Genomic DNA, 26651 nt, shown 5'->3' on the forward strand with positions numbered 1-26651 from the left:
TTGAGCGTTAGCTGCTCGGCATAGGGATTGTAACGCCGTGACCACGTATCTGCCATGCGCTAAGCCATGCCGACTAACAGGCTGTTACCCTTTTAGGCGGCGATCCGTAACAGATGTTATGGCGAGGGAGCGGCAAAAAGCATCGCACATAGATTGTGCGATGCTTTTTAATCAACTTAGGCGGGAGACTTCACTTGCTTAGGGCTATGAGCGGCATGCAGACGAGCAATCAGCTGATCTTCCAGCGCAAAGCGTTCGGTGAGGCCTTTGGCCAAACGATCAATCCAGGCAGGCAGACGCACCAGATTCTGTTGGCAACGCACTGGCGAGGCAAAGTCCTCATCAAATTCCAGCACCATGGCGGTAGACATTTCCAGCCGCTCAAGCAGCTGCGAAGCAATGAGCAAAGCGCTCTCATCGTTAAACGCTTTGGCTTCTTCCGCAAGCTGAGGATAAATTTCAAAATGTCCGGCGCTGATATAGTCCATCAACAGCTCACTGAACGTATCAACCCGCGCTTTGCTCACTGCTTCTAACTCAGCATCACAGGCTTCTTTCAATTCGATAAAACTCACCAAAAGAGAGCGACGTTGATCCAGCCAACGGTCTATCAAACTGTGCACGCCCCCCCAGCGCTCCAGGGCATTTTTGCAATCTTCGAGCATGGGGCTTTCTCCTTGCAGGTAACCGCCTTTGTTAAGGTTAGACTCGCCTTTCCATCTAGCGCTGTCAATCCCGGCGGGTACGGTTTCCATGATACTAAAGGCCAGCCGTTTGGCTAACCGTGCGTGAACGTAGGGTTAATGTTTGATGGCCAGCCACAAAATACGCAGGGGAATAATCGCTAGTATTAAAAACCCCACCAACGTCCACGCCGGTAGCGATAAGCCTAACAGCATAAAGTCGATTTCAGCGCACTCGCCTGACCCCGTAAGCACCATCGCCACGACTTCTTGCATGGGAAGAATATCCATCATGTACTCAAGGCCAGGACCGCAGGTTGGCACTTCATCGGCGGGCAAGCTTTGCAGCCAAACGTGACGACCGGCAATGAAAGCACCGGTGCCGACAGCGGCTAATCCCAGAACGCCATAAACACTTTTACCGATACCGCCACGTGGGTTGTGCCATGCAGCCAGGGCTAATACCAGCCCTGCAGCAATGACCGCAACACGTTGGAAAATACAGAGCGGACAGGGAGCAAGCCCAGCAATATGTTCAAGCGACAGCGCAACCGCCATCATCATGACACAAAATGCAACGCCCGCTAGCGCAACAGGGCGCACCGTAGTGAAGCTCATTGGCCATCCTCTGGCGAAATAGTCGATAGCGCACGGGACTCACGTGCTTTAGCAAAGTAGCTTTCTAGAAACGCGCTAAAGCTCACTTGGTCAGCGGCTTCAATATCACGCTGTTGCTGGTGCGAAGTATCAATAAGCTGTGCCAATAGCGCTTCACGTGAGCGCAGCATTGGCGTGGCTTTCAGCTTATCGGCCTGCTCTTTCGCAAGGCCTAATAGCATATCGCTAAGCGACCCGTTGCCCTCTTGTAGCCGTGCGAGCACCTGCGCTGAGGGCGTAAGCGACGGATCACTTAAGCGAGGCGCTAACTCAGCAAGCGCAGCCGCATGGGGGGTAGTTTCCTCTACCGCATCCAACAGGCGGGCAACTTCCGCTAATTCTGCAAAGATCTGCTCGCCCCAGGCTTCTACCGTGGTGCTTTCACCATCATTTATCAGCGTCAGCGCCGGATCGCGGCCCCGCTCAACCACTAAGCGACGGTTATCGTCAAGACGGTCGCACTCCTCGTCAGAGATCCAAGGACTATCGCTAAGCAAGCACCACATCAAAAAGGTATCTACAAAGCGCATCTGGGTTTCGGTAACGCCTAGCGGGTCGAAGGGGTTTAAGTCCAGACAGCGTACTTCGATGTACTCAACCCCACGCGCTTCAAGCGCCTGGCTGGGCGTTTCATTGTGTTTAGCCACCCGCTTGGGACGAATATCGCTGTAATATTCGTTCTCAATTTGCAGAATATTGGCGTTTAGCTGATGCCACTCTTCACCGGTTTTTACGCCTAGTTTTTCATAATCAGGCCAGGGGGAAGAGATCGCATGACGCAAGGTATTGACGTAGTTAGACAGCGAGTTAAAGCAGATTTTTAGCTGCGACTGCACTTTGTTTTGATAACCAAGGTCCGACATACGCAAGGTCGTTGCATACGGCGCAAAGTAGGTGTCATCGCTGAGTTCTTGTAGCTTTTCGGGCACCTTACCTTCGGGTAAAAAGCTCTTATCAATGGCGGGTGAAGCGCCAAACAGATAGAGCAAAAGCCAGCTATGGCGGCGGAAGTGGCGGATCATCCCGAAGTAGCGGGTTGAGCGGTAGTCGTTGAAGGGAATATTGGTGGCTTTTTCCATTTCCCGCAGAGCGTGCCACATGTCATCCGGCAGCGACACGTTATAGTGCACGCCCGCAATGGCCTGCATAATGCGGCCGTAGCGCACGTCTAAGCCCTTACGATAGACATGCTTCATGGTGCCCACATTGGAGCTGCCGTAATCCGCAATGGGCACGCTATCGTTACCTGACAGCCGTGACGGCATACTGCCCGGCCAGATCCACTCGTTTTCCAAATGGTGGTAGGTAAAGGTGTGCAGATCGGATAAAAACGCCAGCGCTTCACGTGGCTCTGAGTAAACCGGTGTGATGTACTCAAGCAACGCTTCAGAGTAATCGGTCGTGATATGCGGGTGGGTTAATTTAGAACCTAACGCATGGGGATGCGGCGTTTGGGCAATATGACCATTAGCATCAACCCGCAGCCCTTCTTTTTCCAATCCGCGACGCAGGCGGCCCAACCGTCCAAGTCGAGCGCTCGGTAATAAGCGCTCAATCTGGGCAGTTAACGAGGATGGCACAGTGAGTGGTTCAGGCAAGGTGAACACTCCTTGTCAGTAAGGCCTGCCAAGCGCAGGCCTTGGTGAAATCAGCTGGCATCGCCATGGTCGTTTTTCATGTCTTCTAGTGAGAACAGAAAGCAGGATATGGCGGCAACCGTTAAATATTCAAGACACGCGACTATTTGCCCCGCTTAGCTTTCAATAGCGCAGCCCCAAGCGCGCCCATTGCAGCAGGGGCTTCGCTCTGTTGGCTGCCCTGACGCTGACCGCCTTGGCGCTGGCTGCGAGCAGGTTTGTGCGGTGCTTGTGCGTCGCGGCTAGCCGGCGCATCGGGCTGCTCTGGCTCATCGTCTAAACGCATGGAAAGACCCACCCGCTTACGCGGGATATCAACGCTCATCACTTTGACGCTGACAATATCGCCCGCCTTCACGACGCTACGAGGGTCATCAATAAAGCGATCAGAGAGTGCAGAAATGTGCACCAGTCCATCTTGGTGAACGCCCACATCCACAAAGGCACCGAAGTGGGTCACGTTGGTAACAGTGCCTTCTAGCACCATCCCCAACTTTAAATCTTTCAGGGTTTCCACGCCTTCGCGGAACTCGGCGGCTTTAAACTCGGGGCGTGGATCTCGGCCTGGCTTATCCAGCTCTTTGAGAATATCGCTAACGGTCGGCACACCGAAACGCTCATCAGCGAAGTCGGCAGGTTTTAGCGCTTTTAACGTGGCGCTATCGCCAATCAGACCTTTTACATCCCGGCGATTCTGTTTGGCAATACGCTCGACAAGGGTGTAAGCCTCTGGGTGAACGGCGCTGGCATCCAGCGGGTTCTCGGCACTACTGATGCGTAAAAAGCCTGCGCACTGCTCGAAAGTTTTCGGGCCGAGGCGGCTCACTTCAAGTAACTCTTTGCGGCTTTTGAAGGCACCTTGAACATTGCGCTGCGCCACAATATTTTCAGCAATTGCGGCACTAAGCCCTGCTACACGTGAAAGCAGCGCGCTAGATGCGGTATTCAGGTCAACCCCTACCGCGTTGACGCAATCCTCAATAACGACTTCCAGGCTGCGCGATAGCTGCACCTGGGAAACATCGTGCTGATACTGGCCAACACCAATAGATTTAGGTTCGATCTTCACCAGCTCAGCAAGAGGGTCTTGCAGGCGCCGGGCAATAGAGACGGCGCCGCGCACGGTTACGTCTAAATCGGGTAGCTCGCGAGAGGCATACTCTGACGCTGAGTAGACTGACGCACCCGCTTCGGAGACCATTACCTTGCTCAAACGCTGCGCGGGCGCTAACGCCTTTACAAGTTCACCGGCCAGCTTATCGGTTTCACGGCTAGCGGTGCCGTTGCCTACCGCAATCAGCTCCACGCCATGCTGTTTCACCAGCTTGGCAAGCGCATTCAGCGATTCATCCCAGCGATTTTGCGGTGCATGGGGGTAAATCGTTGCTTGATCAACGAACTGCCCCGTCGCATCAACGACCGCTACCTTGCAGCCAGTTCTTAAGCCTGGGTCAATGGCAAGCGTGACTTTCTGGCCTGCCGGTGCGGCCAGTAATAAATCTTTTAAGTTAGCGGCAAATACCTCAATCGCCGTTAGCTCAGCTTGCTCACGCAGACGGCCCAGCAGCTCGGTTTCCAGTGCGGTGTACAGCTTTACGCGCCACGTCCAGCGCACTACCTCGCCTAGCCATTTATCTGCTGGGCGGCCTTCATCGCTAATGCCCACCTGCCTGGCAATCGCTACCTGGGCAGGATGAACAGGCGCTTCACCTTCACCCGGCAGACGGATCGCTAGACTTAAGACACCTTCGTTGCGTCCACGGAACATAGCCAGCGCCCGATGCGAAGGTACTTTGGCGAGCTTTTCGTCATGCTCAAAGTAGTCCGAAAACTTGGCACCTTCCTGCTCTTTGCCGTCTAGCAGGCGGGCACTCAGCTCCCCCTCTTGCCAGAGGCGTTCGCGCAGTTGGCCAATCAGCTCGGGATCTTCTGCAAAGCGCTCCATCAAAATCTGCTTGGCACCATCAAGCGCGGCTTTGGCGCCCTCTATAGCCGGAATATCACCTTCCGCTTCACGCAGGTACTGGGCGGCTTCGTTTTCGGGATCAAGCGACGGGTTGTCTAGCAGCGTATTGGCCAGCGGCTCAAGACCGGCTTCGCGAGCAATTTGCGCTTTCGTGCGGCGTTTTTTCTTAAAGGGTAAGTATAAGTCTTCAAGGCGCTGCTTGGTCTCAGCGGCGTCAATGCTGGCCTTCAGCGGGCCATCCAACTTGCCCTGCTCATCAATGGCCGCGATGACGGCTGCACGGCGCTCTTCAAGCTCACGCAGGTAGCGAAGGCGCTCATCCAGTTGGCGAAGCTGGATGTCGTCCAGTGCGCCGGTCACCTCTTTACGGTAGCGGGCGATAAAAGGCACGGTGGCACCGCCATCCAGCAATTCTACCGTGGCAGAGACCTGTTCGGGACGTACGCTTAGCTCAGACGCTAGGCGGGAAATAATACGCTGATTGACATCCATAAATTGCAACTAACTCATGCAGCATTTTTAAGTGACCACAAGGTATCACAAACGCACCAATGCTGGCATGAGTTGGCCTTTCGAGACGCTGCCTCAAAGCAGCTATAACGTCTTTAGGCAGGTACAAATCGAAGCGCAACTCCGTTATTACACCAGCGTAGCCCGGTGGGTTCTGGGCCATCATTAAACACGTGCCCCTGATGTCCTTCGCAGCGCGCACAGTGGTATTCGGTTCTCGGCCAGATCATTTTGAAGTCTAATTTAGACAGCAGATGCCCTTCGATATGCGTATAAAAGCTCGGCCAACCTGTGCCAGAGTCGTACTTCATCGCGCTGGTAAAAAGCGGCAAATCACACCCAGCGCAGCGATACTCGCCCTCCTGCACTTCGCTATCCAAAGGACTGGAAAAAGATGGCTCGGTTCCCTCTTGGCGCAGCACATAAAAAGCGTCGCTTGAAAGCCTCTCTCGCCACGCCTCTTCGCTTAACACCAGCTTTTCAATATCGGGTGCAGCTTCCAAGCTCAAACGCGGAAAGCCAAACGATACGCCGGGTAACGAACCGACTATTCCCGTCAGGCCAGCTAACCCTAAAAATTGACGCCGCTTCATTCGCCCACCTCTTGTCTCAGACGTAAAACAGTAGCCCATAAAAAAGGGGCAGTGCCTGTGCACTGCCCCTCTACGACCGTTTAGTTATTCAAACGTTCGACAAGACCGATATGAATACAAACCTTAGGTTAGCTGGGGGCCTGCTTTCAAAATCGCATCGTTAACGCCTTCAAACTTCTTGAAGTTGTCGACGAACTTGGTTGCCAAATCACGCAGATGGCGGTCGTACGCGTCGCGGTCTGCCCACGTTTCGCGGGGGTCAAGCAGACTAGAGTCTACGCCCGGCACGGCGACCGGTACCTGTAGGTTCAATCCTTCGATGTGCTTGGTGTCTACATCCCGCAGAATGCCCGACTGGATAGCGCTGATAATGGCGCGAGTCGTCGGAATCGAGAAGCGTGAGCCACCCTCACCGTAGGCACCGCCGGTCCAACCGGTGTTAACCAGATACACCTGGGCATCTTTTTTCTCTACGCGCTTGATCAAAAGGTCGGCGTACTCACGCGCCGGACGCGGGAAGAACGGCGCGCCAAAGCAGGTAGAGAACGTGGCAGCCAAGCCTTCAGAGGAGCCCATTTCCGTGGAGCCCACCTTAGCGGTGTAGCCAGATAGGAAGTGGTACGCGGCCGCTTCTTTAGAGAGGATAGAGACAGGCGGGAGCACGCCCGACATATCGCAGGTCAGGAAGACAATCGCGTTAGGTTCGCCGGCTAAATTTTCGGGCACACGCTTTTCAACGTGCTCTAACGGGTAGGCGGCGCGGGAGTTCTGGGTCAGGCTGTCGTCGGCGTAAGCTGGCTCACGGCGGTCGTTTAGCACCACGTTTTCCAGCACGGTACCGAACTTGATAGCGTTCCAGATAACCGGCTCATTCTTCTCGGAAAGATCGATACATTTAGCATAGCAACCGCCTTCCATGTTGAAGACGATACCATCGCCCCACGCGTGCTCGTCGTCGCCAATCAGGAAACGCGCTTGGTCGGCGGACAGCGTGGTTTTACCCGTACCGGAGAGGCCAAAGAACAGGCAGGTTTCACCGTCTTCGCCAACGTTAGCCGAGCAGTGCATAGGCAGCACGTCAGCCGCCGGTAGCAGGAAGTTCTGTACCGAGAACATCGCTTTTTTCATTTCCCCGGCATAACGCATACCGGCAATCAACACTTTACGTTCAGCAAAATTAATGATGACGCAGCCATCGGAATTAGTGCCATCACGGCTGGGGTCACACTCAAAGCCCGCGGCGTTAAGAATCGTCCACTCCTCTTTGGCGGCTTGGTTGTAGGCTTGAGGGCGTACAAACATGGTGCGGCCAAACAGGTTTTGCCATGCGGTTTCTGTAGAAACGCGCACCGGCAGATAATGCGTGGCATCGCTGCCCACGTGCAGTTCAGCAACAAAGTGCTCACGGCTACCCAGGTAATCTTCAACTCGCGCCCACAGCGCAGAGAATTTGCTAGCGTCAAACGGGCGGTTAACACTACCCCAATCGATGCTGTCGCGGGTGGAAGGCTCATCGACGATAAAGCGATCCTTCGGTGAACGCCCAGTGCGTAAGCCAGTGTTAACCACCAGGGCACCGTTAGCCGACAGGCGGCCTTCACCACGGGCCACGGCGCGCTCGATCAGTTCGGCGCTGCTGAGATTGACGTGGGCTTGGGGAGCGGCTTGAGTCGTGGTCATGTCGATTCCTGGGCCTTAAGGCCGTTTCTCTCGTTTACCGGGCGTCACCGACGCCTTAAATGGTCAGCCCAGCCATAATAAAAGGGGCTGGGCGCGCTTAAGTCCGGCGCATTATGGCAAAAAGAAAGCCCCCGGGAAACGGGGGCTTTAAGCAAATATCTTGTAGTTAAACTACTACATTTGCACCATATTTTGTGTTGCGGCGCAATATTTATTCAAACAATCGTTTAGCAGGCTTGCTATATCCATTGCTGCGCCTAGCACGGCTGTTAAACAGCCTTTCTGCATTTACATCCCATGGCGACTACATAACTAGTGAATCACCGGTGGTGGCGCACCTGGGTCTTCTAACAAAATTTCAATATCGGCTGCTGTGTAGTGATATTTCGTGTGACAAAAATGGCACTGCGTATCGATAGCGCCCTGTTCTTGCAAAATATCCTGCAGCTCATCTTTGCCCAAGGTGTAAAGCGCATGGCTCATACGCTCCCGCGAGCAGGTGCAGCCAAAGCGAAGTGCCTTAGGCTCAAACACACGCACGGTCTCTTCATGGTAAAGCCGATACAGTACCTCGCGCTGTTCAAGGCCAAGCAGTTCTTCAGGCTTAATCGTATCGGCCAGCACTACGCTGCGCTCCCAAGCGTCCACGTCCTGATTCTGCGAGGCATCCGGCAAGCGCTGAAGCAACAACCCACCCGCTCGCTTGCCATCGGCGACGAGCCATAGGCGTGTAGGCAACTGCTCCGATTGACCAAAATAGGCCTCTAAACAGCCGCCTAAGGTGTCGTGGTCTAACGCGACAATGCCTTGATAGCGATGCCCTTCTCGTGGGTCGAGGGTAATCACAATTTGCCCCTCCCCCACCAGTTCGCGAAAGCTTGCATACTCACTCGGCAGCGCTGCATCTTCAGCAATACGGGCAATGGCACGCAGCTCACCGCCTGGGTTTGACTCTGCCATTAACAGTGCTAGCGCCCCCTGGCCGCGCACTTCGATACTGAGCGTACCGTCTAGCTTCACGGTATCGGTTAACAGCGCAACGGCTGCCAGTAACTCACCCAGCAACGCATTGACGGCAGGCGGGTAGGCGTGGCGATCGAGCACCTCTTGATAGGCACTGGCGAGCGTGACGATTTCACCGCGCACGTTGGTTTGATCGAACAGGAAACGCTGGATTTGATCAGACATAAAAACCTGTATAAAGATGTAAGAAAGTGGCAGAAGTAAGGGACAGAGTGCCTGAGGAAATCAGCGTTTGCGCTGAACATCTCAGTCACTGCGCTGACGTTGAAAACGCTGAATATCACGCCGCTGCTTTTTATCAGGGCGCTTAAGCGGATGCTGCATAACTTCGTTAGTGAGGCGGCGCGCTTCGGCTTCTTTAGCACGACGCTGAGCACTCTCTGGCGTTTCGGCATAGAGCTTACGCGCCTCAGGGGCGCCACGGCGCTGGTCGGATAAAGAGATCACTTCGACTTCATAAATATCCCACCCTTGAGGCACCTGTATTAACGCGCCTAGCTCTACGGTTTTACTGGTTTTCACCCGCGCGCCATCATAATTCACTTTACCGCCTTCAATCGCTTTTTTGGCGAGTGCACGGGTTTTGAAAAACCGAGCGGCCCACAGCCACTTATCCAAACGAACGCTATCGCTCATTCGCGCTCTCCTTAATTTTCTGAGCGCTGCCCTGGCAAGTTGCTTGGCAGCAGTTGAGCAAACCGATCCAAAGCGATAAATTCCTGCAGTTCTTTTTCTGGACGTCGGCTATCCGGTTGCTTGATACCCAATAAATGCTTAATGCCAAACTCACGAGCACTTTCCAGCACGTTCGCGTTATCATCAATGAACAGCGTGCGCGCGGGATCGAAGGGTTCGCGCTCTTGCAGGGCAAACCAAAACGCCTGCTCTTCTTTGGCGGCACCGACATCTTCTGAAGAGATGATGGCATCTAAATAACTTTCCAACCCCGTGAGCGGCAGCTTTAACGCTAAGCTGGCACGGTCAGCATTGGTTGCTAGCACAACGCGGGGATGGGCTTGTTTAAGCCACTTAAGGAAATCTAACGCGTCGCTGCGTAGGCCAATCAGGTGCTGCACTTCCTGTTTTAATGCGACAATATCCACCCCTAGCTCACGACTCCAGTACGCTAGGCTGTACCAGTTCAGCGTGCCCTGCTCACCAATAATGCGCGCACGCAGCTCTTCTTGGCTAGCGATATCAAGCTGATGAAGCTCTACATAACGCCGGGGCAAATGCTCTAGCCAGAAATGGCTGTCAAAGTGCAGATCCAGCAGCGTACCGTCCATATCCAGCAGGACGGTATCAATCCCGCGCCAATCAATCATTGCCGCTCCAGTCTTAAAGAGTAAGCATGCTATTGTAGCGTAACCCGTTTTTTGCAGCCACGGAGACACGATGTCTATCAACGATCAATCGTCAGGCGACACCCTAACCGGCTATCCGCGCAAGCCACAGATACTCGCTCGCCAGAGCGTCGCAAAAAGCCGTTTGTTTGAAATTGAGTCCCTCGACTTGCGTTTTTCAAATGGCGAAGAGCGCCAGTTTGAACGCTTAACCGGCGCTGACCGTGGTGCCGTCATGATTATTGCCATGCCGGACCCAGAGCACGTGTTGCTTATCCGTGAATATGCAGCAGGCTTTGAAGACTATGTCCTGACGCTACCCAAAGGGTTAGTGGATCCCGGCGAAGATATCATCACCGCCGCCAATCGCGAGCTAATGGAAGAGTGTGGCTTCGGTGCACACCGCCTTGAGCCGTTAGTGGAGCTTTCATTAGCACCTAACTACATGCGCCATCGTATGCAGGTACTGCTCGCCACCGACCTCTACCCAAAGCGGCTACCCGGGGATGAACCCGAGCCGCTGATTGTGGAGACGCATGCGATTGAAGAGCTGCCATCGCTACTGCTGCGAGAGGATTTCCACGAGGCTCGTGCCATCGCCGCGCTTTATATTGCTAGGGACAAACTACGCGAAGAGAAGCGCGACACTGGAATGGATTTATTGTGACAAAGCGTTTGAGGGGCATAAGCAGTTTAATGCCCCCAAACAACAAAGTCAGGGTTTAGCGTTTCAGCAGGGTCAGCATAGCTGAGCGGATCGCCCTGCAGGTTTTCTACCCGACCGCCCGCCTGCAAGATAATGGCATGCGCAGCCGCCGTATCCCATAAGCAGGTGGGCCCGAGGCGCGGGTAAACATCGGCATCCCCTTCCGCAATCACGCAAAATTTGAGCGAGCTCCCCATAGGCTGAAGCGTATGGCGGCCTAAGGTAGCTAGCCACGCTGTTAAGTCAGGGCTTGCGTGAGAACGGCTGGCCATTACCTTCCACTCGCTGCCGGCATGTGGCTTACCGGCCACATGTATTGCCCGGCGCTGACCCTGGTCTATCTTGAACGCACCGACCCCTGCAGCGGCTAGATATGCAACGCCCAACGCGGGGGCGGTCACCACACCCAACACCGGCTGGCCGTTCTGGATTAATGCAATATTTACCGTAAACTCATCATTTCGCTTGATAAATTCTTTAGTACCGTCCAACGGGTCGACCAACCAGTAGCAGCCTTCGCTATCAATGCCCGCAAACCCATCAACATCCTCTTCGGAAAGAACGGGCAGCGGCTGAGGCAATGCTTGCAAACCACGTATGATGACGCGGTGAGCCGCCTGGTCAGCTTCGGTGAGCGGGCTGTTGTCGTCTTTTAGCTCAACCCTAAACTCACGCCCATACACCGTCATGATCGCTTCACCGGCCTCGTAGGCAATGGCTAATACGCGCTCCAGCAGGTCATGCATACGCGTCCCCTCTGGTTTTACATTGAAAAAGCCGCTTTAGCATTCACTCAAGCGGCTTGAAGAGAAACTGTTTTGGCATCTGCGATTAGATATCGTAACCCGCTTCACGAGCCAGGGTGGTATTAGCGTTCAACCAACCTTGAATGTGCCCACAGTCAAACGTGCGGCCATGCATGCGGAAAGCTTGAACGGTTTTACCTTCTTGCATTAAGCGGTCAATGGCATCGGTCAGCTGGATTTCATTGCCAGCCCCCGGCGGTTGGTCGCGCAAAAGCTCCATAATACGATATGGCAGCACATAGCGGCCAATAACGGAAAGTCGCGAAGGTGCATCTTCAGGTGCTGGTTTTTCAACCACACCGCGCATCGTGGCACTTTCACCTGCGTTAGGTTCGTCACAGTCAACAATGCCGTAACGGTAAACGTCTGCCTGGGGCACGGCTTCTACCATGATTTGAGAGGCATCATGCGCACTCCAGCGCTCTACCATCCTCCCTAAGTCACAGACGGTGCTTCCTACCTGGGGCTTTACCAAGACATCAGGCAGGATAACGGCAAACGGTTCATCTTTATCCAGCAAATGAGCGGCACAAAAAATCGCGTGGCCTAAACCTTTGGCATTGGGCTGGCGTACACTGGTCACCTTCAGCTGTTTGGGCGAAATGGCCGACAGGGTTTCAAGCAGTGCATTCTTACCTTTACTTGCCAAGGAGTGCTCAAGCTCAAAATGGGCATCAAAATGGTCTTCAATCGCCGATTTTCCCGCTCGGGTCACCAAAATAATTTCATTAATACCCGCCGCCAGGGCTTCTTCTACCACATGCTGAATCAGCGGACGATCGACCACAGGCACCATCTCTTTAGGAATCGCCTTGCTGATTGGCAACAGCCGTGTGCCGAAACCGGCTACTGGAATAATCGCCTTGCGCACTTGAGTCATCATTAACGTCCTTTTAAGCGTTTATTGCCCACACTTTAAATCTAATAATTAAGCTACGCTCTACACTATGCAATTTGTATGCCGGGCATCGTTTTCAAGCACTTGAAGAAGCACCTTGTTAATCACGTAACCACAGGCGCAAGCCGGGCGATCAGCAGGGTCACAACTCACGCGCCACTCAATATCTTTGAAAGCAGTGCGTTAGCATTTGCAATCAGTTCATCTAGATGCTCCGGACCCTTGAAGCTTTCTGCATATACTTTGTAGAGCGATTCTGTCCCGCTGGGGCGTGCCGCAAACCAACCGTTTTGCGTCGTTACTTTTAGCCCACCTATCGCAGCGCCGTTACCCGGCGCATTCACAATAACGGCCGTGATGGGATCACCAGCTAAGACGCTATCGGTAACGCTTTGCGCACTTAACTGCTTAAAGGCAGTTTTTTCCTCAACCGTACAGGCAGTATCTACTCGCTTGTAGAACGGTTCGCCAAAGCGATCGGTTAGCGTGCGGTAATACTCACTTGGGGTTTTGCCGGTCACCGCGCGTATCTCGGCGGCCAGTAAGCACAGCGCAATCCCGTCTTTATCGGTCGACCATGCCTTGCCATCACGGGTAAGTAGGCTAGCGCCTGCGCTCTCCTCTCCTCCAAAGGCAAGCCAGCCCTCGTGAAGGCCTGCGACAAACCATTTAAACCCAACCGGCACTTCGTATAGCGCTCGCCCATGAGAGGCGACGACTCGATCAATCAGCGAAGACGACACCAGCGTCTTACCGATTTTAAGCGTCTCTTTCCACTCAGGCCGATGGCTGAGGAGATAATCCACGCACACGGCTAAGAAGTGGTTTGGGTTCATCAGGCCGTTAATGTCTACAATACCATGGCGATCAGCATCCGGGTCGTTTCCAAACGCGATATCAAAACGGTCTTTAATGTTTAACAGGTTCGCCATAGCAGCAGCACTAGAGCAATCCATACGAATCTTGCCGTCATGGTCTGGCGGCATAAAACGAAAGCTTTCATCAACGGTAGTATTGACCACCTCAAGGTTCAGCCCGTAATGCTCGGCGACCGCTTGCCAGACTGGCAGTGCGGTGCCGCCCATAGGGTCCGCCCCTAGCGTAAGGTGGGCATTTTGGATGGCCACCATATCCACCACGCGACCCAGCTGCGCCACGTAGTGGGCCGTGTAGTCATACTCCTGGGCATGGTTTAGCGCGTCTGACACCGAAGCCAAGGCGATATCGCCTAACTCTCCTAGCAGATACGCATTGGCACGCTGTTCAATCCATTGCGTCGCGTCCGTATCTGCAGGCCCACCGTGGGCAGGGTTGTACTTGATTCCGCCATCTTCAGGAGGATTATGGGACGGGGTGATAATCAGGCCATCGGCTTTCCCGGCACCCTCAATAGTCTGATGCTGAGGGCTGTTGTGCTGCAAAATAGCGCGGCTGATCAGCGGCGTTGCCGTATAGCCCTGAGACTTTTCCACAAACACCGGCACTTTATTCGCCGCCAAAACACGCAGGACCATCTCCCAGGCAGGACGGGAGAGCGCGTGGGTATCAAAACCTAAAAACAGCGGCCCTTGGTAGCCTTGCGCTTTACGGTAATCTACCACCGCCTGAGTAATCGCCGTAATGTGCGCTGCGTTAAAGGTGCGCTCTGACGCCCGCCCCCGATGGCCAGAGGTGCCAAAGGCAACACGCTCCTTCGCCACGCTGGCATTTGGGCTGTGTGCATAAAACGCCTGAGTGATGGCATCCATCCCCACGTCTCCTTTCAACTCTACGAATAGTCTATTTTGCTGTTATGAACAGTTTACTGACATAGACACAGCAGATGCGAGCTGGCATAGCGGATATCAGCAACAGGTTAAGCAGCCATACATAAAAAAACCGGCCCCTAAAGGGACCGGTTCTATACTGTTTTGCAGGGGTTACACCCTTAAGCGTGGTTAAACCAAGCTTAGAAGTGGTAACGCGCGCCTGTCAGCCAGTAAACATCGTCACCATCAGCACGATCAACACTGATAGCATCACTGCCACCTACAGTAATATCAACTGACTGCTGGTCAGCCTGATGAAGCTCGGTAAACACGTCAAAGTTGCTGGAAACTTTGTAGTAAGCGCCCAACGCCCATGCAGTACGGCTGTCGTCATTATCACGATCTACATTGTAGATGTCAGCATTGAATGCCCAAGGACCAGTGGCGAAAGTACCACCAAGGCCTACTGTGTCAAAACCGCCACCAAAAGTATCGTTGTCACTACGGGTTTCATAACCCAGACGTGCAGAGAACTGGTCAGTAATAGCGTAAGAACCGATCAAGCCATAACGCATTTCATCGTTACCGCCGTCGCCACGAGCTACGTCATCAACAAAACCTAAACCAATAGTGACCGGGCCTTGTGCATAGCGAACACCACCTTGCGATGCCACTTCAGAACCATCGTCAGTAGTCTGACGAGCAGCACCACCAGATAAGCTGCCATCATTACGCAGACCACGCTCACTGAAGTGCTTCAGTTGCAAGAATGCGGTGAAGCCACTCAGGTCAGGCGTGTAATAACCGATAGAGTCGCCACGTGACTGGGTCGGGTGACCAGCGAACTCTAAACCACGATCGATGTAAACATCGAAAGGAAGAGATACGAACTGGTTGTACATGGAGTCAAAGTTACCAGCTTGGAAAGTACCAAACTGATCGCTTTGCAAGCCTAAGTAAGCTTGACGAGTTTCAGAAAAGGCTGAGAAGCTGTTTCCGTTACGGTTGCCAGATTCGTCAGCACGGAAACGCCACTCAAGACGGCCGAAAGCGGTCAGATCACGAGTAACTTCATGGCTCATGCGCAGGCCAAGACGAGAATACACATCTACGAATTCAGCGCCATTGTTGACAGAAACATTTTCACCAGCACCCGCAGCTTGCTCTGCACCAGTTGCGGAGCGGTAGTCAGGGCCGCCACCAGCGATACCCACTGCGATACGACCATAGACGTCAAGCTTGGTGCCGTCTTGGTCATATACAGTTGCTGCTTGTGCTGCTGCAGAGGCACCCAGGGCGCCGATAATAGCAGTCGCTAAAAGTGTCTTTTTCATGATGTAGGTTCCTTAACTAGCTTACTGTTTCGATCGTTATTGCCAACTTATAGGTAAGTTGGCAGTTGGCTTGCGGGCCATGCTCTTGTTCCATCCTCCGGTTTTTCCCGGTGGTATGTGGCATGTCCTCAACTAAGCCTTGTTATATTCCAATGCTCGCAGGTCAAACTCTATACCGGGTTTCCAGTGAACGCAATAGAAAAAAACAGTGTTTTTTTACGATTTGCATATTTTTAGGGAACCCTAGCAGGCTGACTAGGTCTCAGTGACCTTTAAATTTTTGCTGAAGTCCTTTTAGCTTTTCTTCTAAGCTAAGTGGCTTCGCTTGATGGCTTTTTTCTAACCCGCTTTCTAACCCGCTGGTTTCGGGCTGTGCAGGGTGTTTGCTTTTATCGTCAGCTTTAACGACGGGCCGAGAAACGTGGCTGCCAGTTTCCGCCTTTTTCTTAGGTGTGTGGGTGGGTGCGTGATCGGCGGCATTAGCGGTGTTTTTCTGCGGCAGCTTGCTTTTCTTAGTAGCAACGGATGCGCCAGACGATGGCCGCTCTTTTCGCCGCTGGCTGGCGTGTAGCGAGGCCTCTTTATCCACCTTGCCTGCGGGGTTGCCGTCTAAATCGAACCGTTCTGCGCCTTCACGCATTGATTTTACATAGCGTGGCAGATTGACGTAGTTTGCGAGCGCTCGCCGAATCAACTTACCCGACCAAGGCTCCCGCTGGGCAAGATCATGATGAATCCCAATCTTGAGTGGCTTAGTGTGCCCCTTGAAAAAGGCGTTTGGGTAGCGCTGATACCACTGATTTAACAGCGCTTGGGGTGAGGGAGCTTCTGTTTCTTTTGCATCGTCACGCCCATCTTCCACCATTTCCACCTCTGCTTCTGTTTTCTCATTTTTCTGAGGGGCGTTTCCTAGCATTTCCAACGACTCTTCAGGAGCAGGAGCAACGTCATGTGGTTTATTTTGAGCAGCCAGCTGCTGCTTGAGCCAAGTATTCTCTTCACGCAGAGCTTTTAGCTCGGTTTCCGTGCGTTCAAGGTGCGCTTCCAGTGTTTCGATTAAATGCAGTACGTTGGCGGCCATGCTCCCCTCCTTTGATTTAATCAGTCGTTGACACGCTCGTATACGACAAAATCATAGTGGGGCTGCCCTTCCGCTGGACTCCCTGCAACCCGTTGCACTTCGCGCCACTCATCCAGAGAAAACGCTGGGAAAGCCGCATCACCCTCTATATCAATGTCTACTTCGGTAATATAGAGACGTTGCGCATAAGGAAGTGCTTGGCGATAAATCTCACCGCCCCCCATCACCATAATTTCTTCAGCCGCTTCAATAGTTGCCTGTTGATCGGCTAGCGCAAGTGCCGCCGCTAGGTCATGGCAAACCCGCGTCCCAGCGGCCTGAAAATTTTCATCTCGGGTTACCACGATATTTAGTCGGTTAGGTAGCGGCTTACCAATGGATGCATATGTTTTACGCCCCATCACCAGCGGCTTGGCTTGGGTCATCCGTTTGAAGAATTTTAAATCTTCAGGCAAATACCAGGGCAGCTTGCCCTCTACACCAATAATGCGGTTTTTCGCCATGGCAACAATCATGGCAACGGGCACTAAGGGGTCAACCATGCGCTCGTGCGAATTCATACGGCCACCTGAGCTTTAATATGGGGGTGTGATTCATACTCCGATATCTGTATGTCATCGAAAGTGAAGTCAAACAAGCTAGTGGCCTGGTTATTGAGCGCCAGCTTGGGCGCGGCAAAAGGCGTTCGCGTTAGCTGCTCTTGGGCTTGCTCTAAATGGTTGCTATATAAGTGGGCATCGCCAAGCGTATGAATAAATTCACCGGGCTGTAAGCCGGTTACGTGGGCCACCATGCTAAGCAGCAGTGCGTAGCTTGCGATATTAAACGGCACGCCTAGGAAAATATCCGCGCTGCGCTGATAAAGCTGACAAGAGAGGCGCCCATTCGCCACGTAAAACTGAAAGAGGCAGTGGCACGGCGGTAGTTTCATTTCATCTACCTGGGCGGGGTTCCAGGCAGACACGATCAAACGCCGTGACTGCGGGTTATTACGAATTTGCTCGAGGACATGGGTGATTTGATCAACACTACCGCCCTTGGGGCTTGGCCAGCTGCGCCACTGGTAACCGTAAACAGGCCCTAAGTCGCCGTTCTCATCTGCCCATTCGTCCCATATTCGCACACCATTTTCTTGCAGATACCTAATATTGGTATCGCCTTTTAAAAACCACAGCAGCTCATGAATAATAGAGCGTAGGTGGAGCTTTTTGGTGGTTAATAGTGGAAAGCCACGGGAGAGGTCGAAACGCATTTGATGACCAAACACCGAGCGCGTGCCGGTACCCGTACGGTCGTTACGGTCAACGCCCTGCTCCAATACAGTGCGCATTAAGTCAAGATACGGCTGTTCAAGCGCTTCTTTAAGCGTGGGCGTTGTTGCAGTCACAGAATTTCCAGATTGTCAGGCAATGAGAGTATATATTCTAAACCACCTGCCGCCAGAGCGTCACAGGCAGCACTCGCCGATAAGAATTTAATTATTTAAGAAGCCTTGGCGTCGATAGGATTATTACGCGACCACGCCATTAAAAACAGGCCAAACACAATCATGGGTAGTGTTAGCAACATTCCCATGGTGAACCAGCCGAAAGCAAGGTAGCCAATATGCGCATCGGGCATGCGGACAAACTCCACCATAAAGCGGAATATGCCATACCCCAGCAGGAACAGGCCTGACATGAAACCACGCGCCCGTGGCGTAGCCGACACCCACCAAAGAATCGCGAACAGTACCACGCCTTCTAATAGCGCCTCATAGAGAGCCGAGGGGTGACGTGGTTCGGGCCCCATGCCTGGAAAAGGCATCCCCCACGGTAGTGACGTTACTCGCCCCGGCAACTCATGATTGATGAAGTTGCCAATTCGCCCAGCACCTAACCCAACCGGCACTAACGGCGCGATAAAGTCGGTGAGGGTAAAAAACGCTAGCTGCTTGCGGCGTGCAAACAGCCAAGCAGCAAGCAGCACGCCCAACAGGCCGCCATGAAAGCTCATACCACCATCCCAAACGCGGAAGACCCATAGGGGGTCAGCCGACCACTGCTCCAGGCCATAAAATAGCGCGTAGCCTAGCCGTCCTCCGACCACCACCCCAATGGCACAGTAGAAGAGTAAATCGCCAATATCGTCTTTGGTCAGCCCTATGCGTGGCGCGCGTTTACAGCCTAACCACCATGCGGCTACAAACCCCACCACGTACATCAGACCATACCAATGCACTTGTAGCGGACCGAGTGAAATTGCAACCGGGTCAATCGTTGGGTAGTTGATCATCAAGACTCTCTAAACGGTAAGAAATAAAACGGCTTAAAAATATGCCAGAAAGCGGTCATGCCAAGATAAAACGAAGCCCCACGACTCCAAGAAGCGCTGCAAAAGAGTAGCGAAGAACCTGGGCTGGCAGCACATGGGCTAGCTTCACCCCTACTCTGGCAAAAGGCACGCTGGTCAGCACGATCCCTAAAAACGCTGGCCACATCACAAACCCCGTAGCCCATGGGGGCAGTAACGGGTGACCCCAACCAACGACTATAAACGTAACCGCACCGACCACTGCGATGGGCAACCCACAGGCGGCTGACGTACCAACGGCCTGGGTCATAGACGCCCCACAGCGCGATAACCAGGGAACCGTCATCGCTCCACCACCAATCCCAAATAGCGCTGAAATAGCGCCTACCACGCCCCCAGCAACCGTCATTGCAGCCTTGCCAGGTAACCCTACCCCCGGTTTAGGATTAAGGCCCAGCACCATTTTGGCCGCTAGCAGCAGCACGAAAATACCAAATAACGTACCTAAAACGGTGCCCGATAGATTATCGGCAATGAATACGCCGCCAATCGCTCCCAGCATTAACCCTGGCAATAACGCCATGAACCAGGGGCGGTGCACGCTCCCCTTGCGAAAATGCCCCAGTGCTGAAGAGGCACCGGTGACGACAATGGTCGCCAGCGAGGTGCCTACCGCCAAGTGCATCGTGATTTCAGGGGCAATGTTTTGCAGGCCAAACGCAAATACCAGCGCAGGTACGATAATAAGGCCCCCACCAACGCCGAATAGCCCTGCCATGGTGCCCGCTGCTGCGCCTAGTACTAAATAGCCCACGATAATAGTGACTGCTGTCATTAGGTAGGTGTCTCATGGTTTTTACTAGGCACCCATTTGGTAATCATGCCTACGAGTGTGTCAGGCTGGTAAGGCTTAGCGAGTACGTCGTCTAACCCAGCAGCCTCACAGGTATCGCGCCTGGCGTTATCGACATTTGCGGTTAACGCTACAAGCACACTGCGTGGGCTATCATTACTGCGCTCATAGCTGCGCCAGCGCTGTGCGGTTTCAAATCCGTCTAAGGTAGGCATAAAAATATCCATAAACACTAGATCGTAAAACGTGGTCTGTTGTCGCTCTAATGCTTGTTCGCCGCTGCTAACACCTTCTACATAAAGCCCTTGGGCCTCTAGCATTTGCCGTGCGAGCATTAAGTTGACGGGGCCATCGTCCACTACCAGCACTTTAAGCTGGCGCTTCGCGGTGGATGGCAACACCTCATTACTCTCTTCATCGCTTGCATTTTCTTGGGCAAAATTAGCCAGCAAAGCGCGAATATCAGCCAGCCGATCTTGCACGTGGCTAATGTCGTGATGGCACGTTTTGCACCTATCTTTCTGGATTAGCTCCCCAAGATAAGCAAACAAATTATCAGCTTCACGCTGTAAAAGCGTTAGGTAGCCGGATTTTAAGCGTGACTCTTCACGAGCGCGGTCTCGCCCCGCCATCAGGTGCTTAAGCTGTTTTTGTTGGTGATGCAGATCCTCTAGCAGCGCTTGATCCTGCTTGGGCTGCTCCGATAGAGGCGCTATCAATGGCGCTTGCTGGCGGATGTTCAGCCACTCGGCAAGTGCCTCATTCACTTGCACCAACCGCTGGAGGGGCAAAAGCGACTCTGCGTCTGCTGATGCGATGCGCTGTTCTTCAACAGGCACTTTCGCTACTGTCTGGCTCAGCCTTTTTGCGTTTCGTTCAAGGGTTTTTAATTCATGCCTCAATAGCACATCTGACCGCTTAGCACGGTGTTTGAGCAGCATAAGAAAGGCAGCCACATTCATACAGCTACCCAATAAAAGGGCGAGAGTGAGCCAAAGCGTTGTGCTCCAGGAGGTTTGGTTTGGCGATATTCCCCAGATAACGAATCCTACCAACACACACAGCGTGACCAGTGCGCTTTGAACCAGCAGCAAAGGCCAGAGAATCGGCCATATAACGGCGTTCCAGAAGTGCTCTCGCTGATTGGGTTGCATGGTTTAAGTCCTGGGTTGCAATCAAGCATTGGTGGTCAAACGTCCTGTTCTAAGGTTAGTGTACGTCTACACATCAACGCTGTCATTCCACTCTTGTAGAGGTTGACGCTATTGCTCATTGAGTCTGAAGGATTACCGAATTCGTCATGTGCTTAATTACGTTTGCTTGGCACCCAGGCAGCACTCAGCCTCTGCGCCTCGCGGCGAACCGAGATGAGTTTCACGCCCGCCCAACGGCGCCATTAGCTGTTTGGGATACCCCCCACGGACTCATGGGTGGTCGAGATTTAGAGGCGGGAGGAACGTGGTTAGCGGCCAATCAGCAAGGCCGAGTGGCCGCGCTCACCAATGTGCGCGACCCGCGTCTTAGCACGCCAGCACACGCACCTAGCCGAGGGGAGCTGGTGGCGAGCGCTCTACAGTGTCGCGATATTGACGCTTGGCTGATCCAACTGGCTAACACCCAGGCCCAGCGCTACGCCGGGTTTAACCTGCTCGTTGCGACAGCAGAGCGTTTGTGGCATCTACACAGGGGTTACGATGGCACCACCTTGACTGAAGTCGCTGAGGGTGTGCATGGCCTCTCCAACGCAACGCTCAACACACCTTGGCCGAAGTTAACCGCCGTCACGCAAGCCTTAGCTCATAGCCGCCCTGATAACTGGCGACACGCTACTCAAGAAGCGTTGCACAGTCCACAGATAGCACCTGATGCTCGTTTGCCCAATACAGGCGTTGGCGTAACCCTTGAGCGCCAGCTTTCTGCCGCGTTTATTATCGGTGAGCAGTATGGCACCCGAGCGACGACGTGGTTGACCCTCAGCCAGCAGGGAGAAGTAGCAATGACCGAGCAGCGCTTTGGGCCGCTCGGTCGTTTTGAAGGTGAAACGAAGCTCTCAAACTCAGTCCCGCGGGGGTAGCAAATGCGAAAGCTGCCATTCATCCATACGCGTATTTAAATGCGCGTGCACTTGAGAGGGGGTATCTAGCTGCATAATCTCCTCAAGCAAGCCTTTTGCATCCGTAAAGCTTACCCGGCGAATCGCCGCGCGTACTTTAGGCAAGCTGGGAGCGTTCATTGAGAGACTCGTGAAGCCCATGGCCATTAACAGCAGCGCACCGGCGGGATCGCCTGCCAACTCGCCACATAGTGAAATCGGCTTACCAAGCCGTTTAGCATCCAAGGAAAGCTCTTGCAGTGCACCGAGAAGCGCGGGGTGCAGCGCATCGTAAAGGCTTGAGACGCGAGGGTTGTTGCGATCGACCGCCAGCAGATATTGCGTTAAATCGTTGCTGCCCACCGAGAAAAAATCAACCCGCTTAGCTAACGCATCCATTTGATAAATGGTTGCAGGGACTTCGATCATCACGCCAACTTTGGGCCGTATAACGGTGGTGCCCTCCTCGCCTAGCTCGACAATCGCACGATCCAGCAGGCGCAGCGCTTCATCAACCTCTTCCACATTGGTAATCATCGGGAACAGCACATAAAGATTACCCAAATCATGCGAAGCTTTAAGCATGGCGCGCAGCTGAACCATTAACACCTCGGGGTGATCAAGCGTTACCCGCATACCTCGCCAGCCCAAAAATGGATTAGCCTCTTCAATAGGGAAATACGGCAGATCCTTGTCACCACCAATATCCAAGGTGCGCATGACCACCGGCAGCGGCGCAAAGCCTTCGAGCTGCTCGCGATACATCCGCATTTGCTCTTTTTCACCGGGAAAGCGCTCGGTAATCATAAACGGCACTTCGGTACGGTATAGCCCGACGCCACCAATACGACTTTTAAGCAGCGAGCTGGCATCAACCGCCAAGCCGGTATTGACCATCAGAGGCATTGCATAGCCATCCGGCGTTTCGCTGGGCAAATCCTGCTCATGCTCTAGCACTTCGCTGAGTGCTGCCTCTTCGGCAATTAAACTGGCGTAGCGCGTTTTCAGTTCATCGGCTGGACGCACAAACAGACGGCCACGGTGGCCATCCAGTACCACGGGCGCACCATTTAAGCGCGGTAGAGGTAAGTCCACCATGCCTAATACGGTAGGAATTCCCATGGCGCGGGCGACAATCGCCACATGAGAAGTGCTGGAGCCCCGCACCGACACAAGTCCCTTTAACTTACCCCTGGGCACTTCACCCAGCATCGCCACGCTGATTTCATCGCCAACTAAAATGGCGTTATCAGGGTACGTTTCTGGCGTTGATGGCGTGTCTTCCTGCAAATGCGACAGCACACGGCGCCCCAAGTCACGAATATCCGCCGCCCGCTCGCGAAGGTAGTCGTCATCAACGCGCTCTAAGTATTGCACATGGCGGCGCACCACATCGGCTAATGCTCCAGGTGCCCACTGCCCTTCACGAATGCGCTTTTCAACCTCTTCAGAAAGTGCCGCCTCCCCCAGCATCTGTTGGTACACGTCAAAAAGAGCAAGCTCCTGGGCAGAAATCCGGCTCGCCAAGCGCTCGGCGGCAGCGCGAATCTCGCTGCGCGTTTTGCCAATCGCCTCTTTCAAACGAGCGACTTCATAATCTTGATCATTAGGGATGAGATCAGGAACGCTGTTGAGATCAGCAGGTGGCGAAATGACCACCGCCTCTCCCATAGCCATGCCGGGAGACGCTGCTACGCCCTTAAACATGGCTTGGCCACCGGGCAGCGCCGGACGGGAAAGATTGCCCGTCGCTAACGCATGGGCCAGCACCCCCGCCAGCTGCGCGGCCATGGTTACCAGAAACGCTTCATCTTCGTCGTCGTACTGACGTTTTTCAGCTTGCTGAACCACCAATACACCAAGCATCAGGCGCTGGTGAATAATCGGCACACCTAAGAAACTTGAATAGCGCTCTTCGCCTGTGGCCTCAAAATAGCGAAAATGCGAGTGCGCCTGGGCATCTTCTAGGTTAAGTGGCTCACTGCGCTTGGCCACCAAGCCAACCAAGCCTTCCCCCAAAGGCAGCACCACGCGGCCCACTGCCTGGGTACGCAAACCAATGGTTTCCATTAGCACTAACGACTCAAGCTCTTTATCGTAAAGATAAAAAGAGCACACGTCCGTTTGCATGGCCTTGCGTATGCGACGAACCATGGTTGACAGCGCGGCATCGAGGTTTCGAGCGCCATTCACTTCCTGAATAACGCGACGTAGCACCTCAAGCATGGAGGTTTTACTTTTCACTATTATTTGCCTCGCTGAGGGATTCTAGGCTGGCTTTACTGCCCATCCTGGGCAGTAAAGCGCATTATCCTTCGTTATCTTGTGCTAGGCGCTGTACACGCGGAGAGAGCTCTCGTAACGCGCGTCGATATACCTCTCGTTTAAACGGCACTACCTGCCCCAATGGGTACCAATAACTTACCCAGCGCCAGCCATCAAATTCGGGCTTGGGCGTGGCCGTCATGCAGATCCGGTTCTCTTGACAGCGAATCCTAAGTAAAAACCACTTCTGCTTCTGACCAATACAGACCGGTCGCGAGTGGGTACGAATCATGCGTCGTGGAAGACGGTAACGCAGCCAGCCCCGGGTGCAGGCGACAATATCAACATCGTCGGCGGTTAAGCCGATCTCTTCGTGAAGCTCACGAAAAAGCGCTTGTTGTGGAGTCTCGCTTGCTTTAATGCCTCCCTGGGGGAATTGCCACGCATTTTGTCCTACACGACGCGCCCAGAGCAGTTGCCCCTGGCTATTGGCAATAATAATGCCAACATTGGGGCGAAAGCCGTCAGCGTCGATCACGGACATCACCTTAATAAATTTTCAGTTATGCCCATTTTTCCACAAGGGAGACAAGCGTATCAATACAATATAACGCTAAGTGGTTAAACCAAGACGACTCTGCGATAATCCGCCGCTTTGTGCCTCGCTATTAACTAGCAATCAACTACCAACATTAACCATGAGGGGAGCGCCGTGAGTCTGGCCATTTTCGATTTGGATAATACGCTGCTATCCATCGACAGCGATCACGCCTGGGGTGAGTTTCTACTCGAACAGGGTGCCGTTGACCCTGTGGCTTACCGAGAAGCCAATGAACGCTTTATGGCCGACTACAATGCGGGCACCCTGGATATGGCAGCGTTTCTGGAGATGGCACTGAAGCCACTCGCGGAAAACACGCCGGAGCAGCTGGCCGCCTGGCATCAGCAGTTTATGGCCAGCAAAATTGAGCCACATATTCTCCCCAAGGCCGAAGAGCTTCTGGCCCGCCATCGCACTAAAGGCGATACGCTGCTAATCATCACCGCCACCAACCGCTTTATTACCGGCCCGATTGCCGAGCGCTTGGGCGTTGATGATTTAATCGCTGTTGACCCTGAGATGATTGATGGACGCTACACCGGCCGCGTATCTGGGGTGCCCAGCTACCGCGAAGGTAAAGTCACCCGCTTAAAGCAGTGGCTTGAAGACCAGGACCTCACCATGGATGGCGCTTGGTTTTACAGCGATTCCCACAACGACCTGCCGCTGCTTGAGCAGGTAGAGCATCCGGTGGCAGTCGATCCCGATGACACCCTGCGCCAGCATGCTAAAACGCACCACTGGCGAATCATGAGCTTACGGGACTAAAGCGGTGAAGGGTGAGCAGTAAATCGCCATAAAAAACCCCACAAGCATGCTTGTGGGGCTTTGCGTTTGCTAGGCGCTCATGTAGGAGCGCCAGCGAGGCTACTTAGCCGAGCAGGTGCTCAACGGCCGCACGCTCTTCGCGCAGCTCTTTCTCGGTAGCTTGCATCTTCTCTTTACTGAAAGCGTCCAGTTCGAAACCTTGAACGATTTCGTACTTACCACCCTGGCAGCGCACCGGGTAAGAGTAGATGATGCCTGCGTCGATGCCGTAGCTGCCGTCAGACGGAATCGCCATGCTGACGATGCCGTCACAACCCAGCGCCCAATCGCGCATGTGGTCGATAGCGGAAGAAGCGGCAGACGCTGCAGATGACGCACCGCGTGCCTTAATGATCGCCGCGCCGCGCTGCTGAACGGTGGGGATGAAGTCGTTTTCGTACCAGTCGCGCTCAACCAGGTCGAAAGCCGCTTTGCCATCGACTTTGCACTGGGCCAGATCCGGGTACTGGGTGGCACTGTGGTTGCCCCAGATGATCATGTTTTCAACGTCGGTGACGTGCTTGCCGGTTTTCTGAGCCAGCTGGGTCAACGCGCGGTTGTGATCCAGACGCGTCATGGCGGTGAACTGACCCGCGTCCAGGTCCGGCGCGTTGCAAGAAGCAATCAGCGCGTTGGTGTTAGCCGGGTTACCGACAACTAGCACGCGCACGTCGCGGCTGGCGTGATCGTTTAGCGCTTTGCCCTGCACGGAGAAGATAGCAGCGTTGGCTTCCAGCAGGTCTTTACGCTCCATACCGGGGCCACGAGGACGGGCACCTACCAGCAGGGCGAAATCCGCATCTTTGAACGCGACGTTGGGGTCATCGGTTGCGACAACGTCTTTGACCAGCGGGAAGGCACAGTCGTTGACTTCCATCACCACGCCGTTCAGGGCGTCCATCGCCTGAGGGATTTCCAGAAGCTGAAGAATGACAGGCTGATCCGGCCCCAACATGTCGCCAGCGGCGATGCGGAAAATAAGAGAGTAGCTGATTTGGCCTGCGCCGCCGGTAATCGCAATACGTACTGGATCTTTCATCATTGCTCCTTGATGGTTTGCCGAGTGTAAGGGCTCG

25 protein-coding genes are annotated in these 26651 nt (G+C 53.8%); 3 read left to right on the top strand and 22 right to left on the bottom strand.

Annotation, left to right across the window (positions count from 1 at the left end):
* Window positions 1–176 precede the first annotated feature (176 nt).
* From rsd to yrfG, 9 genes are all read right to left on the bottom strand, one after another.
* Window positions 177–665: a sigma D regulator gene (gene rsd / locus LOS15_RS08955; protein ID WP_263065360.1), complete on the bottom strand. Its 489-nt coding sequence runs from the start codon at window positions 663–665 to the stop codon at window positions 177–179.
* A 135-nt stretch (window positions 666–800) separates the two neighbouring features.
* On the bottom strand, window positions 801–1301 hold the full coding sequence (locus tag LOS15_RS08960) for a disulfide bond formation protein B (RefSeq protein ID WP_263065362.1): 501 nt from the start codon (window positions 1299–1301) through the stop codon (window positions 801–803).
* Window positions 1298–2938, bottom strand: a complete 1641-nt coding sequence (gshA, locus tag LOS15_RS08965) for a glutamate--cysteine ligase (RefSeq protein WP_263065363.1) — start codon at window positions 2936–2938, stop codon at window positions 1298–1300. The genes LOS15_RS08960 and gshA overlap by 4 nt, the downstream gene beginning before the upstream one ends.
* Window positions 2939–3080: 142 nt before the next feature.
* Window positions 3081–5435: a Tex family protein gene (locus LOS15_RS08970; RefSeq protein ID WP_263065364.1), complete on the bottom strand. Its 2355-nt coding sequence runs from the start codon at window positions 5433–5435 to the stop codon at window positions 3081–3083.
* Window positions 5436–5548: 113 nt separating this feature from the next.
* On the bottom strand, window positions 5549–6046 hold the full coding sequence (msrB, locus tag LOS15_RS08975; protein ID WP_263065365.1) for a peptide-methionine (R)-S-oxide reductase MsrB: 498 nt from the start codon (window positions 6044–6046) through the stop codon (window positions 5549–5551).
* A 123-nt stretch (window positions 6047–6169) separates the two neighbouring features.
* Entirely contained in the window at window positions 6170–7726 is a 1557-nt protein-coding gene (locus LOS15_RS08980; RefSeq protein ID WP_263065366.1) for a phosphoenolpyruvate carboxykinase, read from the bottom strand.
* A gap of 312 nt (window positions 7727–8038) precedes the next feature.
* A complete protein-coding gene (gene hslO, locus LOS15_RS08985; protein ID WP_263065367.1) occupies window positions 8039–8914 on the bottom strand; it encodes an Hsp33 family molecular chaperone HslO in 876 nt (291 codons plus the stop codon).
* 81 nt (window positions 8915–8995) lie between these two features.
* Window positions 8996–9385, bottom strand: a complete 390-nt coding sequence (locus LOS15_RS08990) for an RNA-binding S4 domain-containing protein (RefSeq protein WP_263065368.1) — start codon at window positions 9383–9385, stop codon at window positions 8996–8998.
* An 11-nt stretch (window positions 9386–9396) separates the two neighbouring features.
* Window positions 9397–10074 (bottom strand): GMP/IMP nucleotidase, encoded by a 678-nt coding sequence (gene yrfG, locus LOS15_RS08995; protein ID WP_263065369.1) that lies wholly within the window; start codon window positions 10072–10074, stop codon window positions 9397–9399.
* Window positions 10075–10144: 70 nt separating this feature from the next.
* Here yrfG and nudE point away from each other — a divergent pair, with 70 nt between their 5' ends.
* Window positions 10145–10759 carry an ADP compounds hydrolase NudE gene (gene nudE / locus LOS15_RS09000; protein WP_263065370.1) on the top strand — a complete coding sequence of 205 codons (615 nt, stop codon included), beginning with the start codon at window positions 10145–10147 and terminating at the stop codon, window positions 10757–10759.
* 26 nt (window positions 10760–10785) lie between these two features.
* Here nudE and cysQ read toward each other — a convergent pair whose 3' ends face one another.
* From cysQ to LOS15_RS09050, 10 genes are all read right to left on the bottom strand, one after another.
* Entirely contained in the window at window positions 10786–11544 is a 759-nt protein-coding gene (gene cysQ, locus LOS15_RS09005; protein ID WP_263065372.1) for a 3'(2'),5'-bisphosphate nucleotidase CysQ, read from the bottom strand.
* An 85-nt stretch (window positions 11545–11629) separates the two neighbouring features.
* Window positions 11630–12484 carry a UTP--glucose-1-phosphate uridylyltransferase gene (locus LOS15_RS09010; RefSeq protein WP_263069668.1) on the bottom strand — a complete coding sequence of 285 codons (855 nt, stop codon included), beginning with the start codon at window positions 12482–12484 and terminating at the stop codon, window positions 11630–11632.
* 167 nt (window positions 12485–12651) lie between these two features.
* Window positions 12652–14250 carry a phosphoglucomutase (alpha-D-glucose-1,6-bisphosphate-dependent) gene (gene pgm / locus LOS15_RS09015; RefSeq protein WP_263065374.1) on the bottom strand — a complete coding sequence of 533 codons (1599 nt, stop codon included), beginning with the start codon at window positions 14248–14250 and terminating at the stop codon, window positions 12652–12654.
* Window positions 14251–14450: 200 nt separating this feature from the next.
* On the bottom strand, window positions 14451–15584 hold the full coding sequence (locus LOS15_RS09020) for a porin (protein WP_263065375.1): 1134 nt from the start codon (window positions 15582–15584) through the stop codon (window positions 14451–14453).
* A gap of 262 nt (window positions 15585–15846) precedes the next feature.
* The gene (locus LOS15_RS09025; protein WP_263065376.1) at window positions 15847–16665 is read right to left on the bottom strand and encodes a ProQ/FinO family protein; all 819 of its coding nucleotides are present in this window, start codon (window positions 16663–16665) and stop codon (window positions 15847–15849) included.
* Between the two features lie 20 nt (window positions 16666–16685).
* Window positions 16686–17225 (bottom strand): dihydrofolate reductase, encoded by a 540-nt coding sequence (locus LOS15_RS09030; RefSeq protein WP_263065378.1) that lies wholly within the window; start codon window positions 17223–17225, stop codon window positions 16686–16688.
* The gene (locus LOS15_RS09035) at window positions 17222–18052 is read right to left on the bottom strand and encodes a thymidylate synthase (RefSeq protein WP_317629605.1); all 831 of its coding nucleotides are present in this window, start codon (window positions 18050–18052) and stop codon (window positions 17222–17224) included. Before LOS15_RS09035 ends, LOS15_RS09030 begins: the two co-directional genes overlap by 4 nt.
* Window positions 18053–18147: 95 nt before the next feature.
* Entirely contained in the window at window positions 18148–18939 is a 792-nt protein-coding gene (gene lgt, locus LOS15_RS09040; RefSeq protein ID WP_263065380.1) for a prolipoprotein diacylglyceryl transferase, read from the bottom strand.
* Between the two features lie 55 nt (window positions 18940–18994).
* Window positions 18995–19792 (bottom strand): sulfite exporter TauE/SafE family protein, encoded by a 798-nt coding sequence (locus tag LOS15_RS09045; RefSeq protein WP_263065382.1) that lies wholly within the window; start codon window positions 19790–19792, stop codon window positions 18995–18997.
* Complete coding sequence (locus LOS15_RS09050) at window positions 19792–20964, bottom strand: response regulator (protein ID WP_263065384.1); 1173 nt, start codon at window positions 20962–20964, stop codon at window positions 19792–19794. Before LOS15_RS09050 ends, LOS15_RS09045 begins: the two co-directional genes overlap by 1 nt.
* Before the next feature lie 146 nt (window positions 20965–21110).
* Here LOS15_RS09050 and LOS15_RS09055 point away from each other — a divergent pair, with 146 nt between their 5' ends.
* Window positions 21111–21884, top strand: a complete 774-nt coding sequence (locus LOS15_RS09055) for an NRDE family protein (RefSeq protein WP_263065386.1) — start codon at window positions 21111–21113, stop codon at window positions 21882–21884.
* On the opposite strand, the gene ptsP is transcribed toward LOS15_RS09055, so the two are convergent.
* Window positions 21867–24128 (bottom strand): phosphoenolpyruvate--protein phosphotransferase, encoded by a 2262-nt coding sequence (ptsP, locus tag LOS15_RS09060; protein ID WP_263069672.1) that lies wholly within the window; start codon window positions 24126–24128, stop codon window positions 21867–21869. The genes LOS15_RS09055 and ptsP overlap by 18 nt on opposite strands.
* A gap of 82 nt (window positions 24129–24210) precedes the next feature.
* Entirely contained in the window at window positions 24211–24705 is a 495-nt protein-coding gene (locus LOS15_RS09065) for an RNA pyrophosphohydrolase (RefSeq protein WP_253501893.1), read from the bottom strand.
* A gap of 174 nt (window positions 24706–24879) precedes the next feature.
* On the opposite strand from LOS15_RS09065, the gene LOS15_RS09070 reads away from it, so the two are divergent.
* Window positions 24880–25536, top strand: coding sequence for an HAD family hydrolase (locus LOS15_RS09070; RefSeq protein ID WP_263065390.1), 657 nt, complete (start codon window positions 24880–24882; stop codon window positions 25534–25536).
* Window positions 25537–25639: 103 nt separating this feature from the next.
* On the opposite strand, the gene LOS15_RS09075 is transcribed toward LOS15_RS09070, so the two are convergent.
* On the bottom strand, window positions 25640–26614 hold the full coding sequence (locus LOS15_RS09075; protein WP_009096474.1) for a malate dehydrogenase: 975 nt from the start codon (window positions 26612–26614) through the stop codon (window positions 25640–25642).
* Window positions 26615–26651: the final 37 nt, after the last annotated feature.

This window comes from Halomonas sp. 7T, from assembly GCF_025643255.1.
In the GTDB taxonomy this organism is placed as follows: domain Bacteria; phylum Pseudomonadota; class Gammaproteobacteria; order Pseudomonadales; family Halomonadaceae; genus Vreelandella.

Bases quoted from the DNA above. Each gene is read 5' to 3' on its own strand.
- rsd (WP_263065360.1), bottom strand. From the start codon at position 665: ATGCTCGAAGATTGCAAAAATGCCCTGGAGCGCTGGGGGGGCGTGCAC.
- LOS15_RS08960 (WP_263065362.1), bottom strand. From the start codon at position 1,301: ATGAGCTTCACTACGGTGCGCCCTGTTGCGCTAGCGGGCGTTGCATTT.
- LOS15_RS08970 (WP_263065364.1), bottom strand. From the start codon at position 5,435: ATGGATGTCAATCAGCGTATTATTTCCCGCCTAGCGTCTGAGCTAAGC.
- msrB (WP_263065365.1), bottom strand. From the start codon at position 6,046: ATGAAGCGGCGTCAATTTTTAGGGTTAGCTGGCCTGACGGGAATAGTC.
- LOS15_RS08980 (WP_263065366.1), bottom strand. From the start codon at position 7,726: ATGACCACGACTCAAGCCGCTCCCCAAGCCCACGTCAATCTCAGCAGC.
- hslO (WP_263065367.1), bottom strand. From the start codon at position 8,914: ATGTCTGATCAAATCCAGCGTTTCCTGTTCGATCAAACCAACGTGCGC.
- LOS15_RS08990 (WP_263065368.1), bottom strand. From the start codon at position 9,385: ATGAGCGATAGCGTTCGTTTGGATAAGTGGCTGTGGGCCGCTCGGTTT.
- yrfG (WP_263065369.1), bottom strand. From the start codon at position 10,074: ATGATTGATTGGCGCGGGATTGATACCGTCCTGCTGGATATGGACGGT.
- nudE (WP_263065370.1), top strand. From the start codon at position 10,145: ATGTCTATCAACGATCAATCGTCAGGCGACACCCTAACCGGCTATCCG.
- cysQ (WP_263065372.1), bottom strand. From the start codon at position 11,544: ATGCATGACCTGCTGGAGCGCGTATTAGCCATTGCCTACGAGGCCGGT.
- LOS15_RS09010 (WP_263069668.1), bottom strand. From the start codon at position 12,484: ATGACTCAAGTGCGCAAGGCGATTATTCCAGTAGCCGGTTTCGGCACA.
- pgm (WP_263065374.1), bottom strand. From the start codon at position 14,250: ATGGATGCCATCACTCAGGCGTTTTATGCACACAGCCCAAATGCCAGC.
- LOS15_RS09020 (WP_263065375.1), bottom strand. From the start codon at position 15,584: ATGAAAAAGACACTTTTAGCGACTGCTATTATCGGCGCCCTGGGTGCC.
- LOS15_RS09025 (WP_263065376.1), bottom strand. From the start codon at position 16,665: ATGGCCGCCAACGTACTGCATTTAATCGAAACACTGGAAGCGCACCTT.
- LOS15_RS09030 (WP_263065378.1), bottom strand. From the start codon at position 17,225: ATGAATTCGCACGAGCGCATGGTTGACCCCTTAGTGCCCGTTGCCATG.
- lgt (WP_263065380.1), bottom strand. From the start codon at position 18,939: ATGATCAACTACCCAACGATTGACCCGGTTGCAATTTCACTCGGTCCG.
- LOS15_RS09045 (WP_263065382.1), bottom strand. From the start codon at position 19,792: ATGACAGCAGTCACTATTATCGTGGGCTATTTAGTACTAGGCGCAGCA.
- LOS15_RS09050 (WP_263065384.1), bottom strand. From the start codon at position 20,964: ATGCAACCCAATCAGCGAGAGCACTTCTGGAACGCCGTTATATGGCCG.
- LOS15_RS09055 (WP_263065386.1), top strand. From the start codon at position 21,111: ATGTGCTTAATTACGTTTGCTTGGCACCCAGGCAGCACTCAGCCTCTG.
- ptsP (WP_263069672.1), bottom strand. From the start codon at position 24,128: ATGCTTGAGGTGCTACGTCGCGTTATTCAGGAAGTGAATGGCGCTCGA.
- LOS15_RS09075 (WP_009096474.1), bottom strand. From the start codon at position 26,614: ATGAAAGATCCAGTACGTATTGCGATTACCGGCGGCGCAGGCCAAATC.